Consider the following 15,154-nt stretch of genomic DNA (forward strand, 5'->3'; position numbering starts at 1 on the left):
AAGGCAGGGTCGAAAGGGTGAGGACGGCAGGATGAAGACAATGCAGATTTACGCCTTCGACATGAATTGCGCCGGGCACATCAATCACGGCCTGTGGACACATCCGCGCGACCAGTCGGCCCGCTATACCGACCTCGACTACTGGACGGACCTGGCCGTCACCGCCGAGCGCGGCAAGCTGGACGGGCTGTTCCTGGCGGATGTCGTCGGGGTCTACGATGTCTACAGGGGCAGCCCGGCCCCGGCGATTGAAAGTGGCGCGCAGATACCGGTCAACGATCCGCTCATTCCGATTTCAGCGATGGCGCATGTCACGAGGCATCTGGGCTTCGGCGTCACCGTCAACACGACCTACGAGCCGCCGTTCCTGCTGGCGCGGCGCATGTCGACGCTCGATCACCTGACCAAGGGGCGCATCGGCTGGAACATTGTTACCGGCTATCTCGACAGCGCTGCCCGCAGCATGGGAATGGAACGCCAGCCGGATCATGACGCCCGCTACGATGCGGCGGAAGAGTATCTCGAAGTTCTCTACAAGCTTTGGGAAGGCAGCTGGGACGACGATGCGGTGCTGCGCGACAAGACGGGCCGGATGTTTGCCGACCCATCCAAGGTGCGGACCGTGCGGCATGACGGGCGTTACCACAAGATGGAGGGCATCCATCTCAGCGAACCCTCGCCACAGCGAACGCCGCTCTTGTTTCAGGCCGGGGCTTCGGTGCGTGGCCAGGATTTTGCCGGCAAACACGCGGAATGCGTTTTCATTGCCAGTGCGACACCGCAAGCCGCCAAACCGATCGTCGACAGCTTGCGCCGGAAAGCGGAGGCGTTCGACCGTGGGAGCGATGCCTTGCGCATCCTTAATCTTTTGACCGTCGTTACTGGGCGGACCGAGAAGGAAGCGCTGGACAAGCTGGAGGATTATCGCCGTTACGCCAGCATCGAAGCTTCACTGGCGCATTATTCCAGCTCCATCGGCATCGATCTTTCCAAATACGAGCTGGACGAACCGATCGTTGAGCTGACGACCAATGCCAACCAGTCGGCACTGGCAGCGATCACCAGGCAGGCAGCCAAGCCAGTGACGGTTCGGCAGATCACCGACCAGATGGTGCTCGGTAGCCGGATGAAGCCGGTGGCCGGATCACCGGAGCAGATTGCCGATCATCTGCAGATGTGGGTCGAAGAGGCCGGCATCGACGGCTTCAACCTTGCCCGCACGGTGGCGCCGGAAAGCTTGACGGACTTCGTCGATCTGGTCGTGCCGGTGCTGCAGGAACGTGGGCTGTTCAAGGCGGACTACGCGCCGGGACCCTTGCGGCAAAAACTGTTCGGCGGCGAAAATGGAAGACTGACCGCCTCCCATCCCGCCGCCGCGTTCAGGCATAAAAGAGCTTAGCCGGCTATTTGTGGTCCAGCCTGGCGACAAGGCGGTCGCCAAGCCACTGGATGCCGCAGACCAGAATGATCAGCACGATGACCACGGCAATCATCACCGTCGTCTCGAAACGTTGGTAGCCGTAACGGATGGCGAGATCGCCGAGACCGCCGGCCCCGATGGCGCCCGCCATGGCCGAAGCGCCGACCAGGGTGACCAGCGTGACCGTGAAACCGGCAATGATGCCGGGCAATGCTTCAGGCACCAGCACTTCGCGGATGATCGTCCAGCGATTGCCGCCCATGGCGCGCACGGCATCGATCAGACCGCGATCGACCTCACGCAGCGACACCTCGGCGATGCGGGCATAATACGGCGTCGCGGCAATCGCCAGCGGCACGATGGCCGCCCAGGTGCCGAGCGCCGTGCCGACAATCAGCCGCGTCAACGGGATCAGCGCGACGAGCAGGATAATGAAGGGCACGGAGCGGAAGCCGTTGACGATGGCGCCGAGCACGCCGTTCAGCCAGGGCTTTTCGGCAATGCCGCCGCGGCTGGTGGCAACCAGCGCCAGACCGAGCGGCAGGCCGGCGGCCAGCGAGATGATGCCGGATGCACCGGTCATCAGGATGGTTTCCCACAGCGAGCGGAAAAGCAGTTCAAGCATGATCGGTGTCATAACCAAGCACCTCCACCCGCGCGCCGCGGGCTTTTAGGAAATTCCGGACCTTTTCCGGCACCGCAGCGTCATGCGCGGGAACGGCAATGAAGAACCGCGCTACCGGCTGGTTCTGGATGTGATCGATCCCGCCATGGACAAGCCGGAAGGATTGCGGCAGCGCCTGCGAGAGATCGGCAAACAGCGCGCCCTGTGCGGCCGGCCCGGCCATGTCGATGCTGAGGATCTGTTCGGCCCCGGACACAGGCGACAGCCGAGCGGCGATATAATCAGGCAGTTGCGGGCGGATGCCGCTGAGCAGACTCTGGGTGATCGGCGCTTGCGGATCGGCGAACACTGACCAGACCTGCCCCTCCTCGACGATGCGCCCGGCATCGATAACAGCGACGCGATCGGCGACGCTGCGCACCACTTCCATCTCGTGGGTGATGAGCAGAATGGTCAGCCCGAGCTTGCGATTGATGTCCTTCAGGAGAACAAGGATCGAGCGGGTGGTTTCCGGATCGAGCGCCGATGTGGCTTCGTCAGACAACAGCAGCGCCGGACGGGCGGCAAGAGCGCGGGCGATGCCGACGCGCTGCTTCTGCCCGCCGGAGAGCGACGACGGATAGGCCTTGGCCTTGTCGGCGAGCCCGACGAGATCGAGCAATTCGGCCGCACGCTTCAGGCGCTCGGCTTTGCCCAAGCCTTCGATCTTCAGCGGCAGCGCCACATTTTCCTCGACGGTCTTTGCCGACAGAAGATTGAAATGCTGGAAGATCATGCCGATGCGGCGGCGCAGCGGCTGCAGGTCCTTTTCCGTCAGCCCGGTGATATCGCGGCCTTCGATATGGATTTCACCGCTATCGGCCTGTTCCAGTCCGTTCAGGCACCGGATCAGCGTCGACTTGCCGGCACCGCTGCGGCCGATAATGCCGAGGATTTCGCCCTTGCGCACCGTCAGCGACACCCCGTCCAGAGCGGGCGTCGTGCCAAAGCGGCGCTTGACGCCGGTCAGCCGAACGACCTCGCCGGCCGTAGCCGGCGGCGCGGCCGTTGGCGCGGAAACTACAGAATTCATGCCTTGTCCTTCGTTTGGTTCTCGGCGCCTCTAGAATACCAAGTCTCGATGATAGAGGCCTATAGGATGGCCCATGGCTGATCTCTGGCTAGGCGCGGTGCGCAGCGCGATGCTGCCGCATCGGGCAAGCGCCGCAACAACGCCAGAGATCAGCCATGGGCCACCTTCGGCAGGCTTCTCGGCTTTTCTGGCGGCGTCGAGATCCTTGACCGATGCATGGGCATCGCTCCGCGGACCTCTCCTAGCCAGAAAATCCGATCGAGCCTGTCCTATAGGTCTCTATCATCGAGACTTGGTATAACGCCCAAGGCGGCCCTGGCAAACAAATGCCAGAGCCGCCCGGTTTCGCGTACCCCTTCGCTCAAAGGTACGAAAATGGATCAATAGGCGCTGATGCCGGTGCCCTTGTAGACCTTGTCGAACTCGGCCTTGACGGCGTCGTTCTGGTAGGAGGAGACCAGTGTCTTCACCCATGCTTCGTTCTCGGTGCCTGTCTTGACAGCGATGAAGTTGCGGTATGGGTTGTCGTCGATCGGCTCCTGGGCGATACGGTCCGCTGCCGACAGGCCGCTCTTGAGGGCCCAATCGGTGTTGACGACGGCGGCATCGAGGTCTTCGATCGCGCGGCCGACAACGCCGGCATCCAGTTCCTTGATTTCGACCTTCTTCGGATTTTCAACGATATCGGCGATCGTCGCCAGGATACCGGTGCCGTCCTTGAGCTTGATGATGCCTTCGTTCTGCAGGACGCGCAGCGCCCGGCCTTCGTTCGACGGATCGTTCGGTACGCCGATCACAGCACCTTCCGGCAGCTCGGCGACGGTCTTGAACTTCTTGGTATAGAGGCCGATCGGCCAGACGCCGGTATAACCGACCTTGACGATGTGGTAGCCGTGCTGCTGGATCTGGTTGTCGAGATAGGGCTGATGCTGGAAGGCATTGGCATCGACTTCGCCGCGCTCCAGCGCTTCGTTCGGCTGGGTATAATCATTGAAAACAACGGTTTCGATCGTCAGGCCCTGCTTGGCGGCTTCCGTCGTGACGACGCGCCAGACATCCTCGTCCTCGCCGCTGATGATGCCGACCTTGATCGACTTGTCTTCGGCAAGGCTTGCGGACGGCGCGGCAAAGCCGGCGATCGCAGCGGCGGAAACGGCGAGGGCGGCGAGCGCTGCACGGCGCGAGAAGGTATGGAGAATAGTCTTTTTGGTCATTGTCTGTCCCGTCCTGTCAAATGAGGCGAAGCCCCGGTGTGGGAGAGTTATCGCAAAATCATCCGGGCCGGGCGAAGCACGAACGCCTCTTATCGGCGGATGCTCGGGAAAACTCTTGCACGGGCCCGGCGATTTGCGGACACAAATTTCTATAAAAAACGTAGACTAATTTATCCGGCCGGTTTCGGCCCTATCGCCGAAAGCCGACATTGCGTCCACACGCGAAAAATTCCATGTCTGGATGAGGTGGACAGACAGGAGGCGGACGGCATGGCGGAATTGAAGACGAAATTGCGGCCAACGGGAGCAAGTGCGGTTCTCGGCCGGCATGGTTTTCCCCAGGTCACATCTGCGACCGGCGGCGAAATCCAGATTGTCACCGGACCGTCGCAACCCGGTTTCAACCCGATCGACCTGCTTTACGCGTCGCTATCGGCGTGCCTTGCGATGAGCGCCAGGATTGCCGCAGGCCAGATGGGCCTGCTTGACCGGCTGAGCGAAATCCGTGCCGAGGTCACCGGCGAGAAGTCCAGCGAAGGCCTGTCGCGGGTGGTGAGGTTCAATGCCGTCTTGACGATCCGGGGAGACATCCACGCCGAAGCGCGGCATGCGATTGCAAAGGCGGCGGAAGAGGAAATCTGCACCGTCAGCAATACGCTTCGCGGCGGGGCGGATTTTTCGCTGGCCGTTCTGGAGTAGGATGCCGCGATCGCGAATTCTGCTTCCCCTGATGAGAAGGGGCAAAGCCGCGCCATCTACCATTGGCAAGGCGCGCATGTTTGACTATGGATTGCCGCTATAGGCGCATCTGAAGCCGCGATGCGCCTGCGCGATGTCATTCTGGAGTGTGCCATGAAAATCACGATGATCGGTGCCGGTTATGTCGGACTTGTCTCCGGCGTTTGTTTTGCCGATTTCGGCCATGACGTTGTCTGCATCGACAAGGACGCGGGCAAGATCGAGGCATTGCTTGCCGGCCGCATCCCGATCTTCGAGCCCGGGCTCGAACAGCTGGTTGCCGACAATGTCAAGGATGGACGGCTGAGCTTCACCACCGATCTCGCCACCAGCGTCTCGCAGAGCGACGTGATCTTCATCGCCGTCGGCACGCCGTCGCGCCGCGGCGATGGCCATGCCGACCTGTCCTATGTCTACGATGCCGCCCGCGAAATCGCCGCCCATGTCACCGGCTTTACCGTGATCGTCACCAAGTCGACCGTGCCGGTCGGCACCGGCGACGAGGTCGAGCGGATCATGCGCGAAACCAATCCGAATGCGGACATCGCCGTCGTCTCCAATCCGGAATTTTTGCGCGAGGGTGCTGCGATCGACGATTTCAAGCGGCCCGACCGCATCGTCATCGGCCTTGACGACGAACGCGCCCGCACTGTCATGACCGAGGTCTACCGGCCGCTCTATCTCAACCAGTCGCCGCTGCTGTTCACCACGCGGCGCACCTCCGAGCTGATCAAATATGCCGGCAACGCCTTCCTTGCCATGAAGATCACCTTCATCAACGAGATGGCGGACCTGTGCGAAAAGGTCGGCGCCAATGTGCAGGAAGTCGCCCGCGGCATCGGCCTTGACGGCCGTATCGGTGGAAAGTTCCTACATGCCGGTCCAGGCTATGGCGGCTCGTGCTTTCCGAAGGATACGCTGGCCCTGGTCAAGACCGCGCAGGATCATGACAGCCCGGTGCGGCTGATCGAGACCGTCGTCTCGGTCAACGACAACCGCAAGCGGGCGATGGGCCGCAAGGTCATTGCCGCCGCCGGCGGCGACGTGCGCGGCAAGAAGGTCGCCGTGCTTGGCCTCACCTTCAAGCCGAACACCGACGACATGCGCGACAGCCCGGCCATTGCCATCATCCAGGCGCTGACCGATGCCGGCGCCATCGTTACCGGCTACGATCCGGAGGGCATGGAGAATGCAAAACACGTGATCGACGGCATCGCCTATGCCGGCAATCCCTACGAGGCGGCGGAAGGCGCAGACGCCCTGGTGATCGTTACCGAATGGAACGAGTTCCGGGCGCTCAATCTCGAGCGCCTGAAGGTGCTGATGAAAACGCCGCTGCTCGTCGATCTCAGGAACATCTATCAGTCCGGCGAAGTGACGAAACACGGCTTCCGCTACACAAGCGTCGGCCGCCCTCACTAGGCAACGGCAGGCGCAGAACGACAAAAGACAGGAGGGAGCCGGCATGCGCTATCTGATCACGGGAACGGCAGGGTTCATCGGGTTCCATCTGGCCAAGCGGCTGCTTGACGATGGCCACTTCGTCACCGGCTTCGATGGCATGACGCCCTACTACGATGTCCGCCTGAAGGAACGGCGCCATGCGATCCTGGCGCGGTCCAACGGCTTCCGCCCCGTGATCGGCATGTTGGAAGACAGGTCAGCGCTGGAACAGGCCGCCGAGATCGGCGAACCCGACGTCATCGTCCATCTGGCAGCCCAGGCGGGGGTGCGTTACAGCCTTGAGAATCCCAAGGCCTATGTCGATTCCAACCTGATCGGCTCCTGGAACATTCTGGAACTGGCCAAGGCGATCCAGCCCAAGCATCTGCTGCTTGCCTCCACTTCCTCGATCTATGGCGCCAACGAGAAAATTCCGTTTGCCGAGACCGACCGGGCCGACGAGCCGATGACGCTCTATGCCGCCACCAAGAAGTCCGGCGAACTGATGGCGCACAGCTATGCCCATCTCTACGGCGTGCCGACAACGGCCTTCCGCTTCTTCACGGTCTACGGTCCCTGGGGCCGCCCGGACATGGCGCTGTTCAAATTCGTCGATTGCATCCTCAACGGCCGGCCGATCGAGATCTACGGCGAAGGCCGCATGAGCCGCGACTTCACCTATATCGACGATCTCGTCGAAGGCATCGTCCGGCTGATGGGCGTTGTGCCGGCGAAGGACAATCGCGTCGAGGAGATCGATACGCTGTCGCATCACGCGCCGTTCCGGGTCGTCAACATCGGTGGCGGGCAGCCGGTCGAACTGATGCGCTTCGTCGAAACGGTCGAAGCCGCCGTCGGCCGCCCGGCGATCCGCACCATGCTGCCGATGCAGCAGGGCGATGTTCCAAGAACCTTCGCCGCGCCGGATCTCTTGAGCAACCTCACCGGCTTCACGCCGTCCATTTCGGTGGAAGAAGGCGTGCGACGTTTCGTCGAATGGTATCGCGCCGAGATGGTGGCGACGGGGGCGCCCGATGATCCGCGACATCCTTGATTTCCTGCGCGGCGGCGCTCAAGCGCCATTGCCCGGACAAAGGCGGAAGCTCTTTTTCGACAGAGCCCCGGACCACATCTACGCCGTCGGCGATGTGCACGGCTATGATGATACGCTGGGCCGGCTGGAAGACCTGATCGTCGCGGACAGCCGTAGGCGCAACGGCACCAAATGGCTGGTCATGCTCGGCGATTACGTCGACCGTGGACCGAAATCGTCCGCCGTGCTGACCCGGCTGACAACCCGGCCTCTAGTTGGCATCCGCCGCGTCTGCCTCGCCGGCAACCATGAGGCAGTCATGCTCGATTTTCTGGGCAATCCCTCCGACGATCACCACTGGCTGAAACTGGGCGGGATGGAGACACTGTCTTCCTACGGGATGCACAGGCTTCCGGCCGGGCGCGAGGCGCAGAAAAAGCTGTTGCGATCTCTCATCCCCGTCGCCCATGTCGCCTTCCTCGAATCGCTGCCGTCGATGCTGCAGGTGCCGGGCTACTGCTTTGTTCATGCGGGTTTGAGAAAGGGCGTTGCGCCCGCCGACCAGAGGGACGCGGACCTGTTGTGGCTGCGCCCGGCGGCTTCCGACACGAACGCCGCTGCCAACGGCTTTGTTACGGTCCATGGGCATACGCCGGTGGCACGGGTGGAGATCGGCGCTGGCCGCATCAACGTCGATACGGGCATCTACATGACCGGCGTCTTGTCCGCAGTGCGGCTTTCCCGCCGCGACCCGCCGGAGATCATCCAGAGCCGCTGAGCGCGCCCGTCGGGGGGCGCATCAGAGCAAGCCGCGCCCTGCCAGATTGCGCATCAGCGCCGAGACGCCGAACGTCCAGGGCGGGCATTCCGTCGAGAGACGCACGGTGTTGGTCAACGATCCCAGTTCCGCATTCGAGATCGTCACGACGTCGCCGTTCTTGTGGGTAAAACTCTGCCCAGGCGCATCGCGGTCTTCGACGGGGGCGAACAATGTGCCCATGAACAGCATGAAGCCGTCCGGATATTGATGATGGCGGCCAATGGTCTGGGAAACCAGATCGAGCGGGTCACGGCTGATTTCCCGCATCGTGCTTGCCCCCTTCAGGACAAATCCGTCTGGGCCGCTGATCGTCAGCGAAAGGTCGGCGCTGCGCACATCGTCGATCGAATAGGTGCCGTCGAACAGGCGGATGAACGGGCCGATGGAAGACGAGGCATTGTTGTCCTTGGCCTTGCCGAGCAGCAGTGCCGAGCGGCCCTCGACGTCGCGCAGGTTGACGTCGTTGCCGAGCGTCGCTCCCTTGACCCGGCCCTGGCTATCGACGGCGAGCACGATCTCCGGCTCGGGATTGTTCCATTTTGATATCGGATGCAGCCCGACCGACGCGCCCCAACCGACCGACGCCAAAACCTGCGCCTTGGAAAACACTTCCGCGTCCGGGCCGATGCCGACTTCCAGATATTGCGACCAGACGCCCACCTCGATCAGGGCCGCCTTCACCTTGGCCGCTTCCGGCGAACCGGCCTTCAGATCGCGCAGGCTGTCACCGATGATGGCGGTAACGCGATGGCGCATCGTTTCAGCCAGAGCAGGGTTGCCTGCGGCCTTTTCCTCGATGACCCGCTCGATCATTGAGCGGGCGAACGTGACGCCGCAGGCCTTGACCGCCTGCAGGTCGCACGGAGCGAGCAGATGGAGACCTGAGGGATCGCCCGCGGCTTCCACCGAGGCAGCCGTGATGGCCTCGAGGGTAGACAGGCGCTCGCCCTCACGGCTGGAAAGAAACCCAATGGGGTCGTCGAGTTCCAGCAGGTCACGCATCGTCGGCACCTCTTTCGACGTGATGTCGAACAGATCGCCGCCACGCACGATCACCAGCGCCGGACCCGCCACATCAGGCCGCCAGACCCGTCCAACGAACGTTCCCGTTTCAAACACCTCGTTGACCACCTTTTTGACCGATGTCATGCCATGCCTCCCGCACCGAAATACCACGGCCGCAAGATACAAGCCGCCGCATCGCGGACAAGGGACGAAATGGAAAAGCAACGCTGCTTGCAGGGAAAGAATGCCGCGAAAACTTTGCGAATACCCCAAAGAGTGTTCACCGCACGGTCCGATCGCTATATTTAAATTTAGTGATTTGCTGATAACACCTGTTTCAGCGAACAAGCGTGTCAAACCAACTTTGGCCAGTTTGGCACCTGCAGAGGGACGAGGGGCATGAGCTTTACGGAAACAACAACAACCTCGTGGTTTTCACGACTGAAAAGCGGCCTTGCCGGGCTGGTGATCGGCCCTATCCTCGTGATCGGAATGATCTGGCTATTGTCCTGGAACGAAGGCCGTTCCGTCCAGACCTATCGCGCGCTGGTGGAAGGGGCCGGCATCGTCGTTTCGATCGAGAGCGGCGCCGCGGACCCGGCCAATGAAGGCAAGCTCGTCCATGTTTCCGGCCCGGTCAAGCCGGACGGGACGCCCGAGGATCCGGTGCTCGGGGTCTCGGCAGAGGGCGCCGCCGGCCTCAACCGCCAGGTCGAGATGTACCAGTGGATCGAGGACAGCAAGAGCGAAACCCAGAAGACGCTCGGTGGCGGCGAGGAAACCGTCACCACCTACAGCTACAAAAAGGAATGGCGCCCGCGCCCTGTCGATTCCTCCGATTTCAAGCAGAGCGACCAGCACCAGAACCCCGATATGCCGATTGCGGGTGATCGCTTCACGGTGGCGACGGCAACGCTCGGCGCCTTTACGGTCGATGGCAAGACCGTTGCAAATCTCGGCACCGAAAGCCCGGTCAAGCTCTCCCCCGAGGTCATCGGCCAGGTGACGGCCGCGATCGGTTCCGACAAGCCGGTCAATGCCAATGGGACGACGATCTACGTTTCGCAGAACCGGCAGAACCCGGCTATCGGCGACCTGCGCATCAGCTTCAGCCGCGAGGACATTTCCGAAGCCAGCTTCGTCGGCGCGCAGAAGGGCGTGAACGTCACGGGCTACAAGGCTTCCAACGGCCGCGAACTGTTCCTGAGCGCCGCCGGCAATGTCGATGCAACGCAGATGTTCGATGCCGCCCAGAGCGAGAACACGCTGATCACCTGGCTCGTGCGCGGGGGTGGGATGCTCGGCATGTTTATCGGCTTTGCCATGTTCCTGTCCATTCTTGGCATCATTGCCGACGTCATTCCGTTCGTCGGCTCGATCGTCGGTTTCGGCACCTCGGTCATCGCCGTCATCCTGACGCTTCTTCTTGGACCTCTGGTCATCGCCATCGCCTGGATCGCCTACCGGCCGGTTCTTGCCATCGCCATCATCGCCGCCGGCATCCTGCTTGCCGCCGGACTGATCTATTTCAGGCGCAACAAGACGGCCGCCGTTCAAGCGCCACCGACGCTCGGCAGGGCCTGACAATCCGCCCTAAAAGGCCCGTGGCGGGTGAACTGCCGTGGGCCTTTCTCTGTCTCCATTTGGCGGCATTGGCCAATACCGGCTTTGGCTGCTACCCTTGCCTTCCCAATCGCACGCCTTGGAAGAGACGGTAGCAGGCCTCATGTTTCTCGCATCAAAACTGTTCTGGCTGCTTGCCCAGCCTCTATCGCTGGTCTTCCTTCTCCTGGTGCTGAGCTTCTTCCTTGCCGCCGCCGGCTTCCGCCGGCTGTACCGGTTCCTGTCCGGACTTGCGGCCGCCCTGCTTTTCCTGACCCTGTTTACCAGCACCGGTGCCGTCGTGCTCCAGGGCCTGGAAAACCGTATCCCGAGGCCCGCCACCCTGCCTGCCGGGCTTTCCTGCATCATCATTCTTGGCGGATCCTTCGAGAACGAGGTGATTGCCAAGCGGGGCGGCATGGAGTTCAACCAGGCAGCGGACAGGTTTGTCGAAGGCCTGAAGCTCGCCCAGGCGCATCCGGCGGCGCGCATCCTGGTCTCGGGCGGCGACGGCTCGTTCAGCGGACGATATGATGGCGACGCGCGGACATCAGAAACCTTCTTCTCGGCCTTTGGCGTCGCTCCCGAACGGCTGATCCGCGAAGACCGGTCGCGCACCACCTTCGAAAACGCGGCCAATACAAAACAATTGCTTGAGGCGAACGGACTGTCGAACTGCGCCCTCATTACGTCGGCCTTCCACATGCCGCGATCCGTCGGGCTGTTCCGCAAGCTCGGCATCGCCGTGACGCCATGGCCGGTGGACTACCGCACCAGCGGCGAGTTGACCCTCGGCCTGGATTTCAGCCAGCCCGCCTTGAACGCACAGCTGACGACAACCGCGATGCGTGAATGGACCGGCCTGATCGCCTATTTTATCGGCGGCCGCACACATGTTCTCTTTCCGCAATAGCGAACGGTGCCGCTTTAACACCTGCCGTTGACGTAGCAGCGCCATTGTGGTCCTTCTCGATTTTTTAGGGCTCGATTTTCTGGCCGGGGGGAATAATGCCGATCCTGGAAATTCTCGATTATGCCGGGGTGGCAGTTTTCGCGGCGACCGGCGCCCTGGCCGCCTCGCGCAAACAACTGGATGTCATCGGCTATATTTTCCTGGCTTCCGTCACCGGCATCGGCGGCGGCACCTTGCGCGACGTCATTCTCGGCGCGACGCCGGTCTTCTGGGTCACCAATCCGATCTATCTTCTGGTCTGCGGCTGCATGGGCCTTTTAGTGTTCTTTTCGGCTCACCTGATGGAATCCCGTTACAAATTCCTGGTCTGGCTCGATGCCATCGGGCTCTCGGCCTATAGTGTCATGGGAGCTGCCAAGGGGCTGGCTGCAACGGAATCACCCATCGTTGCCCTTGTCACCGGCATGCTGACGGCAACATTCGGCGGCATCCTGCGCGACCTGCTTGCAGGCGAACCATCGGTCCTCTTGCGCCCGGAAATCTATGTTACCGCCGCACTTGCCGGCTCGGCCGTGTTCACGGCGGCGACCTGGCTTGGCGCATCTGTGTTGATCGCATCGAGCCTCGGCGTCGCAACCGCCCTTGCGGTGCGCGGCGGAGCGCTGAAATATGGGTGGACACTGCCGACCGGCGACGCAAGGCCCGGACGTCATCCTGATGATATAATGTAGAGGAAGGGTATTAACCGCGTTTGCGGCGCAGGCGGATCACCACATCGACATGGGCGATTTCCATGCCTTCGGGCGGCTCCGGCAGATTGCCGATCGTCAGGCTGTTCACCGGAATATCGAGCACCTCGTTATGGCCTTCGACGAAAAAATGGTGATGGTCGGAGACATTGGTGTCGAAATAGGTCTTGGCGCTTTCGACAGCCAGAACGCGGATGATGCCGGCTTCGGTGAATTGATGCAGCGTGTTGTAGACAGTGGCCAGCGACACCGGAACGCCGGCGGTAACCGCTTCCTCGTGCAGTTCCTCCACCGTCAGATGACGGTCGCCCTTGGCGAAGATCAAGTCGGCAAGCGCCATGCGCTGGCGCGTCGGCCTGAGGCCGGAGCGGCGCAGGCGTTCTTCCGAACAAATCTCGATGGCAGTCGTCATACGGACGGATCCAGATTTTCAAGCTATTGCAGAACACACTTCCAGAGCCGATATAACTTTTGCTGAGAATGCTTTCAATAGTAAGCGGGCTCCCTCAAGGCATCAGGACGTTAAAAACCGCCTGATTCTTGGGGCAAAAGCCAATTATCTCTGGCTGTTGCAGCGCCCATCATGTATGCGACGGCGGAAATAGGCCTTGTGCTTGGCCGGAGAGGAACATGCGAAACGACGATGTCCGGTCATGCCGGAGCTTCAAATCGCGACGATCTTGCTCTAAACCAAGTCAACGAAAAACGGACGCAGCGGGGAAACCACAGTTCATGACGACCAGACAATCCAGCTTCAATTATGAAGAGATCCTGACCTGCGGTCGCGGCGAACTGTTTGGCCCGGGCAATGCCCAGCTTCCCTTGCCGCCGATGCTGATGGTTCACCGCATCACCGACATTTCCGAAACCGGCGGCGCATTCGACAAGGGGTACATCCGTGCCGAATATGACGTCCGTCCGGATGACTGGTACTTCCCCTGCCATTTCCAGGGCAATCCGATCATGCCGGGCTGCCTTGGCCTTGACGGCATGTGGCAGCTCACGGGCTTTTTCCTCGGCTGGCTTGGCGAACCCGGCCGCGGCATGGCGCTTTCCACCGGCGAAGTGAAATTCAAGGGCATGATCCGACCGGAAACCAAGCTTCTCGAATATGGCATCGACTTCAAGCGCGTCATGCGTGGCCGCCTTGTGTTGGGCACGGCCGACGGCTGGCTGAAGGCCGATGGCGAAACCATCTATCAGGCGACCGACCTTCGTGTCGGTCTGTCCAAGGAAAAAACGGCCTGAACCGCGGCGAAAGCCGCCTCAGAGGCAAATAAGAAGAGGTCATCGACATGAGACGGGTTGTTGTTACGGGTCTGGGCATCGTTTCCTCGATCGGAAACGATGCGCAGGAAGTCACCACGTCGCTGCGTGAAGCAAAGTCCGGCATTTCGTTTTCGAACGATTTTGCCGAACACGGCTTCAAATGCCAGGTCTGGGGCGCGCCCAACCTCGATACGACCGAGCTCGTCGATCGCCGCGCCGCACGGTTCCTGTCGCAGGGCGGTGCGTGGAACCACGTTGCGATGAAGCAGGCGATCGCCGATTCCGGCCTTGAAGACAAGGATATCGGCGGCAATGAGCGCACCGGCATCATCATGRGTTCGGGCGGTCCGTCCACCCGCACGCTGATCGACGCGGCTGAAATCACGCTGAAGAACAACAGCCCCAAGCGCATCGGACCGTTCGCCGTGCCGAAGGCGATGTCGTCCACGGCATCGGCAACGCTGGCCACCTGGTTCAAGATTCACGGCGTCAACTATTCGATCTCGTCGGCCTGCTCGACCTCGGCGCACTGCATCGGCAATGCCATGGAAATGATCCAGTGGGGCAAGCAGGACGTGATGTTCGCCGGCGGTCACGAAGACCTCGACTGGACCATGTCGAACCTGTTCGACGCCATGGGCGCCATGTCCTCGAAATACAACGACACACCCTCAACCGCGTCGCGCGCCTATGACGTTTCGCGCGACGGTTTCGTCATCGCCGGTGGTGCCGGCGTTCTGGTTCTGGAAGAGCTGGAACACGCCAAGGCCCGCGGTGCCAAGATTTACGCCGAAATCACCGGTTACGGCGCCACCTCCGACGGCTACGACATGGTTGCCCCATCGGGCGAAGGCGCCATTCGCTGCATGCGCCAGGCGCTGGCGACGGTGAAGGGCGAAGTCGATTACATCAACACGCACGGCACCTCGACGCCGGTTGGCGACTCGAAGGAAATCGGCGCGATCCGCGAAGTTTTTGGCAACAAGATCCCGCATATCCAGTCGACCAAGTCGCTCACCGGCCATTCGCTCGGTGCTGCAGGCGTCCAGGAATCGATCTACGGGCTATTGATGATGCAGGCCGGTTTCATCGGCGAGAGCGCCCATATCACCGAACTCGACCCGGAATTCGACGGCGTGCCGATCGTGCGCAAGCGCATCGACAATGCCAAGCTCGATACCGTTCTGTCGAACTCCTTCGGTTTCGGCGGAACCAACGCCACGCTCGTTTTCCAGCGCCACAACGGATAAA

Annotated in this window: 15 protein-coding genes; 10 read left to right on the forward strand and 5 right to left on the reverse strand. The window is 61.6% G+C overall.

Features of this window, described 5'->3' with window-relative positions:
* Positions 1-31: 31 nt before the first annotated feature.
* A complete protein-coding gene (locus tag AC1D17_RS14280) occupies positions 32-1,399 on the forward strand; it encodes an LLM class flavin-dependent oxidoreductase (protein ID WP_477566054.1) in 1,368 nt (455 codons plus the stop codon).
* Positions 1,400-1,403: 4 nt separating this feature from the next.
* Here the strand turns inward: AC1D17_RS14280 and AC1D17_RS14285 are convergent, their stop codons facing one another.
* The 3 genes from AC1D17_RS14285 to AC1D17_RS14295 all read right to left on the reverse strand — a co-directional run bounded on the left by AC1D17_RS14285 (position 1,404) and on the right by AC1D17_RS14295 (position 4,331).
* Positions 1,404-2,057, reverse strand: a complete 654-nt coding sequence (locus AC1D17_RS14285) for a methionine ABC transporter permease (RefSeq protein WP_477566055.1) — start codon at positions 2,055-2,057, stop codon at positions 1,404-1,406.
* Positions 2,038-3,117, reverse strand: coding sequence for a methionine ABC transporter ATP-binding protein (locus AC1D17_RS14290; protein WP_477566056.1), 1,080 nt, complete (start codon positions 3,115-3,117; stop codon positions 2,038-2,040). Before AC1D17_RS14290 ends, AC1D17_RS14285 begins: the two co-directional genes overlap by 20 nt.
* Positions 3,118-3,497: 380 nt before the next feature.
* Positions 3,498-4,331, reverse strand: coding sequence for a MetQ/NlpA family lipoprotein (locus AC1D17_RS14295; protein ID WP_477566057.1), 834 nt, complete (start codon positions 4,329-4,331; stop codon positions 3,498-3,500).
* Between the two features lie 270 nt (positions 4,332-4,601).
* Here AC1D17_RS14295 and AC1D17_RS14300 point away from each other — a divergent pair, with 270 nt between their 5' ends.
* The 4 genes from AC1D17_RS14300 to AC1D17_RS14315 all read left to right on the forward strand — a co-directional run bounded on the left by AC1D17_RS14300 (position 4,602) and on the right by AC1D17_RS14315 (position 8,323).
* Entirely contained in the window at positions 4,602-5,030 is a 429-nt protein-coding gene (locus AC1D17_RS14300) for an OsmC family protein (protein ID WP_477566058.1), read from the forward strand.
* 153 nt (positions 5,031-5,183) lie between these two features.
* The gene (locus AC1D17_RS14305) at positions 5,184-6,491 is read left to right on the forward strand and encodes a UDP-glucose dehydrogenase family protein (protein ID WP_477566059.1); all 1,308 of its coding nucleotides are present in this window, start codon (positions 5,184-5,186) and stop codon (positions 6,489-6,491) included.
* A gap of 43 nt (positions 6,492-6,534) precedes the next feature.
* On the forward strand, positions 6,535-7,566 hold the full coding sequence (locus AC1D17_RS14310) for an NAD-dependent epimerase (protein WP_477566060.1): 1,032 nt from the start codon (positions 6,535-6,537) through the stop codon (positions 7,564-7,566).
* Positions 7,547-8,323, forward strand: a complete 777-nt coding sequence (locus AC1D17_RS14315; protein WP_477566061.1) for a metallophosphoesterase — start codon at positions 7,547-7,549, stop codon at positions 8,321-8,323. Before AC1D17_RS14310 ends, AC1D17_RS14315 begins: the two co-directional genes overlap by 20 nt.
* Positions 8,324-8,344: 21 nt before the next feature.
* Here the strand turns inward: AC1D17_RS14315 and AC1D17_RS14320 are convergent, their stop codons facing one another.
* Positions 8,345-9,514 carry a fumarylacetoacetate hydrolase family protein gene (locus tag AC1D17_RS14320; protein ID WP_477566062.1) on the reverse strand — a complete coding sequence of 390 codons (1,170 nt, stop codon included), beginning with the start codon at positions 9,512-9,514 and terminating at the stop codon, positions 8,345-8,347.
* A 255-nt stretch (positions 9,515-9,769) separates the two neighbouring features.
* Between AC1D17_RS14320 and AC1D17_RS14325 the strand changes: the two genes are divergently transcribed.
* From AC1D17_RS14325 to AC1D17_RS14335, 3 genes are all read left to right on the forward strand, one after another.
* The gene (locus AC1D17_RS14325) at positions 9,770-10,954 is read left to right on the forward strand and encodes a TMEM43 family protein (RefSeq protein ID WP_477566063.1); all 1,185 of its coding nucleotides are present in this window, start codon (positions 9,770-9,772) and stop codon (positions 10,952-10,954) included.
* 142 nt (positions 10,955-11,096) lie between these two features.
* The gene (locus AC1D17_RS14330; RefSeq protein WP_477566064.1) at positions 11,097-11,885 is read left to right on the forward strand and encodes a YdcF family protein; all 789 of its coding nucleotides are present in this window, start codon (positions 11,097-11,099) and stop codon (positions 11,883-11,885) included.
* A 95-nt stretch (positions 11,886-11,980) separates the two neighbouring features.
* Complete coding sequence (locus tag AC1D17_RS14335) at positions 11,981-12,616, forward strand: trimeric intracellular cation channel family protein (protein ID WP_477566065.1); 636 nt, start codon at positions 11,981-11,983, stop codon at positions 12,614-12,616.
* 10 nt (positions 12,617-12,626) lie between these two features.
* Here AC1D17_RS14335 and irrA read toward each other — a convergent pair whose 3' ends face one another.
* Positions 12,627-13,046, reverse strand: coding sequence for an iron response transcriptional regulator IrrA (irrA, locus tag AC1D17_RS14340; protein WP_477566066.1), 420 nt, complete (start codon positions 13,044-13,046; stop codon positions 12,627-12,629).
* A gap of 320 nt (positions 13,047-13,366) precedes the next feature.
* Here irrA and fabA point away from each other — a divergent pair, with 320 nt between their 5' ends.
* Positions 13,367-13,882 (forward strand): 3-hydroxyacyl-[acyl-carrier-protein] dehydratase FabA, encoded by a 516-nt coding sequence (fabA, locus tag AC1D17_RS14345; RefSeq protein WP_477566067.1) that lies wholly within the window; start codon positions 13,367-13,369, stop codon positions 13,880-13,882.
* Between the two features lie 47 nt (positions 13,883-13,929).
* Positions 13,930-15,153 carry a beta-ketoacyl-ACP synthase I gene (gene fabB, locus AC1D17_RS14350; RefSeq protein ID WP_477566068.1) on the forward strand — a complete coding sequence of 408 codons (1,224 nt, stop codon included), beginning with the start codon at positions 13,930-13,932 and terminating at the stop codon, positions 15,151-15,153.
* Position 15,154: the final 1 nt, after the last annotated feature.

Source organism: Pararhizobium sp. P1_E7 (genome assembly GCF_056405855.1).